At 76.9% G+C, this 4,123-nt stretch carries 3 protein-coding genes; 2 read left to right on the plus strand and 1 reads right to left on the minus strand.

What is annotated here, in order from left to right:
• Both AB6N24_RS22765 and AB6N24_RS22770 read left to right on the plus strand, forming a co-directional pair.
• The coding region (locus AB6N24_RS22765) for a cytochrome c oxidase assembly protein (protein WP_412871635.1) at positions 1–315 on the plus strand (315 nt) is incomplete at its 5' end.
• A gap of 93 nt (positions 316–408) precedes the next feature.
• Complete coding sequence (locus AB6N24_RS22770; RefSeq protein ID WP_412871636.1) at positions 409–2,607, plus strand: S9 family peptidase; 2,199 nt, start codon at positions 409–411, stop codon at positions 2,605–2,607.
• Between the two features lie 131 nt (positions 2,608–2,738).
• Here AB6N24_RS22770 and AB6N24_RS22775 read toward each other — a convergent pair.
• Positions 2,739–4,123: threonine/serine exporter family protein (locus tag AB6N24_RS22775; protein ID WP_412871637.1), on the minus strand; the 1,385-nt coding region annotated here is incomplete at its 5' end.

A 4,123-nucleotide genomic window follows, 5' to 3' on the forward strand; every position in this document is an offset into this window, starting at 1 on the left:
GCGTTCCACGCGTTCTTCGGCGTCGCGCTCATGAGCGGCGAGGCGCTGCTCGTGGCCGACTGGTTCGGGCTGCTCGGTCGCGAGTGGGGGCCGCCGGCGCTCGCGGACCAGCAGCGCGGCGGCGGTGTCGCGTGGGGCATCGGGGAGCTGCCGACGCTGGTGCTGGCGATCGCGGTGATCGTCGCGTGGTCGCGCTCGGAGGAGCGGGTCGCGAAGCGCCGCGACCGTGCGGTCGACCGGGACGGCGACAGCGAGATGGACGAGTACAACGCGATGCTCACGCGGCTCGCGGACCAGGACTCCCGAGGTCGCTGAGGGGCCGGTCGGACCGGTCGCGGCGGGCGGTCGCGAGGGCGCGCCGCCCCGGTTGCCCGCACGGACCGGCGGGTGGGTGATAGACCACTGAGGGTGACCACCGACACCAGCACCGGCTCCGGCGCGCCCGACGCGACACCCGCGCCCGACGCCCCGCCGGCCCCCGCCACCCCGTTCCACGACCTCGACGCGTACGTCGCGCTCCCGCGCGTGTCGGGCCTCGCGCTCTCGCGCGACGGCTCACGCCTCGTGACCTCGGTCGCGCGGCTCGACCCGAAGGGCACGACCTACCTGACCGCGCTGTGGGAGGTCGACCCGGAGGGTCGCGAGCCCGCCCGGCGGCTGACCCGCAGCGCGAAGGGCGAGTCGGGCGCGGCGTTCACGCCCACCGGCGACCTGCTGTTCACGAGCGCGCGCCCCGACCCGGACCCGCAGGAGGGCGCCGACGACGAGCCCGCGCCCGCGCTGTGGCTGCTCCCCGCACGCGGCGGCGAGGCCCGCGTCGTGGCAGCACGCGGAGCGGGCCTCGGCGGCATCAAGGTCGCCGCGGACGCGCCGGTCGTCCTCGTCGGCTCCGACGTCCTGCCGCGCGCGGTCGACGGGGCCGAGGACGACCGGCTGCGCAAGGCCCGCAAGGAGAAGAAGGTCGCGGCGATCCTGCACTCGACCTACCCGGTCCGGTACTGGGACCACGACCTCGGCCCGGCGACCCCGCACCTGTTCGCGGCGACGCTGCCTGCGGCGGCGACGAGCGACGTGGGCGCCGACGACGTCTCGGGCCTCGAGGAGCTGCACGCGGGCGTGCCCGACGAACGCCCCGAGCTGCGGGACCTGACGCCGGGCGCGGCGGCCGCGCTCGTCGAGCAGGGGTACGCGCTGTCGCCCGACGGCCGCACGGTCGTCACGGGCTGGTCGGTGCCCCAGGCCCGCGGCGCGGTCCGCAGCCGGCTCGTCGCGATCGACGTCGCGACCGGTGAGCGGCGGGTGCTCCTGGACGACGACGCCGCCGACCTCGGCTCCCCGGTCGTCTCGCCCGACGGGCGCTGGGTCGCGTACGAGCGCGAGACGATCTCGACCCCGCACCGCGCGCCCGCCGTGTCGCTCCAGGTCGTGGCGCTCGACGGCTCGGGCGAGCCTCGCACCCTCGCGGCGGACTGGGACCGCTGGCCCCACGGCGCGACGTGGCTCCCGGACTCGAGCGGCCTCCTCGTGGTGGCCGACGACGACGGGCGTGCGCCGGTCTTCCACGTGGACCTGGGCTCCGGCTCGGTGACGCGCGTGACGAGCGACGACGCCGCGTTCACCGACCTGCAGGTGAGCCCCGACGGCGCCACGCTCTACGCGCTGCGGGCGTCCTACCTCGCCCCCGCGCACCCGGTGCGGGTCGACCTCGCCGCGGCGCTCGCGTCGGGCGCACCCGTCGCGGCCACCGCGCTGCGCAGCCCGGCGGCGCCCCCCGCCCTGCCCGGCAGGCTCGAGGACGTCGAGACCACCGCGGCCGACGGCGTGCGCGTCCGGTCGTGGCTCGCGCTGCCCGAGGGTGCGTCGGCCGAGCACCCGGCGTCGCTGCTGCTGTGGATCCACGGCGGCCCGCTCGGCTCGTGGAACGCGTGGTCGTGGCGCTGGAACCCGTGGCTGCTCGTCGCGCAGGGGTACGCCGTCCTGCTGCCCGACCCGGCGCTGTCCACCGGGTACGGCCAGGAGTTCGTGCAGCGCGGCTGGGGCTCGTGGGGCTCCGCGCCGTACACCGACCTCATGGCGGCGACCGACGCGGCCGAGGCCCGCCCCGACATCGACGAGACGCGCACCGCCGCGATGGGCGGCTCGTTCGGCGGGTACATGGCGAACTGGGTCGCGGGGCACACCGACCGGTTCCGCGCGGTCGTCACGCACGCGAGCCTGTGGGCGCTCGACCAGTTCGGCCCCACGACCGACGCCGCGTACTACTGGGCGCGCGAGATGACCGACGAGATGGCGCTCGAGAACTCCCCGCACCGGTTCGTCGAGCAGATCGTCACCCCGATGCTCGTGATCCACGGCGACAAGGACTACCGGGTCCCGATCGGCGAGGGGCTGCGGCTCTGGTACGAGCTCGTCGCGCACTCGGGGCTGCCCGCGGACGACGACGGCGTGACGCCGCACCGGTTCCTGTACTACCCCGACGAGAACCACTGGATCCTCTCGCCGCAGCACGCGGTCGTCTGGTACCAGGTCGTCGAGGCGTTCCTCGCGCAGCACGTCCTGGGGCTCAGCGGGGACGACGCGCCCGCGCTGCCCGAGCTGCTGGGCTGACCCGCGCGGCGCCGGGCCGGGGTGGCCGGTCCGGCGCCGCAGGGTGGCCACGCCGGTCACGCCGCGGGCGGGAGGCAGGGGGTGCTGCGCCGCGGCCGACCCGGCGCCGGGCGCCGTCGCCGCGGGGTCGCTCAGCTGCGCGTGAGCACCCCGCCGCGGTGCCGCAGAGCCGTGCCGAGCGCGAGCCCCGCGAGCACGCCGAGCGAGATCGCGACCATCGTGGTGGCGGCCGTGACGACCGTCGCGAGCGCGCGCGTGTCGTCGCCGAGGATCGACGTGACCCCGACGAGCCCCAGCGCCCCCGGCACGAGCAGCCAGAAGCCGGGCAGGAAGCCCACGAGCGTCGGGGGGCCGGTCGGGCGGGTCGAGGCGTACATCGCGACGAGCGTCATGAGCAGGGCGCCGACGAACGCGGAGAACACGCCGCCGAAGAACAGCCCGCCGACGACCTGACCCGCGTACGCGACGGTCAGCACGAGCAGGACCCACGGCAGCGTCGACCGCCGCGCGCAGTTGTGGAACACGACGCCGACGCCGTACACGACGACCCCGACCCACGGTCCCGCCCAGCCCAGCGGGTGGTACGGCGCGGACCCGACGTCGGACGCGGGGACCCCCACGAGCGCGGCCGCCGTGGTGATGCCGAGCGCGAGCAGCACGAGCTGCATGCCGCCCGCCGCGAGCCGGGCCGAGCCGGCGACCATCTGCCGCGTCGCGAGGTCGATCGCGGCGGTCGTGAGCAGCGCGCCCGGCAGGAAGCTCACGAGCGGCGCGACGAGCGGCGCGAGCATGCCGACGTCCGCCCCGGTGCGGGAGAGCAGGAACACCCCGACGGACACGACGAACGCGCACCCCAGCACCAGCAGCGCCTGGTACGCCCCCGCGACGCGCGTGCCCGCCACGACCGCCCCGGCGATCACGGTCCCGAGCGCCGCCGCGGCGAGGACGTCGACGAGGCTCCCCCCGAGGATCATCGCGAGGCCGGCCGACACCCCCATGTACCCGAGCACGCGCACCGGCCCGCGGTAGAGCGGCGGTGCGTCGACCGCGGCCCGCACGCGCGCCGTCCCCTCGGCGGGCGTCAGGTCGCCGCGCTCGGCGAGCTCGGCGACCTCGAGCACGTCCTGGACCTGGTGCAGGCGCAGCTGGCGCACCCCGGTGGACGACGCCGCCGTCTGGGGGTGGACCTCGCCCGGCACGGACACGAGCAGCGCGGTGGGCAGGGCGACGATCTCGACGTCGGGCGCGCCGTTGACCGCGGCGACGCGTTCGAGGGTCTCGGTGACCTGCGCGACGGGGACGCTCGAGTCGATCAGCGCCTCGCCCAGCACCATGAGGAACCGCACGGTCTCCGCTCGCCGGCCCGCGTCGCCGGCCACGGCGTGCACGGCCGGGGGGACCGTGGCGAGGGTGCCCGCCGGCAGGGCGCCGGCCGGGACCGCGTCCGCCGGCGAGCCGTCCGCTGGCGAGCCGTCCGCTGGCGGGCCGTTCGACGGCGAGCCGCCCGCCGGCAGCC

This window comes from Cellulomonas jepli (assembly GCF_047229345.1).
Classification (GTDB): Bacteria; Actinomycetota; Actinomycetes; order Actinomycetales; family Cellulomonadaceae; genus Cellulomonas_A.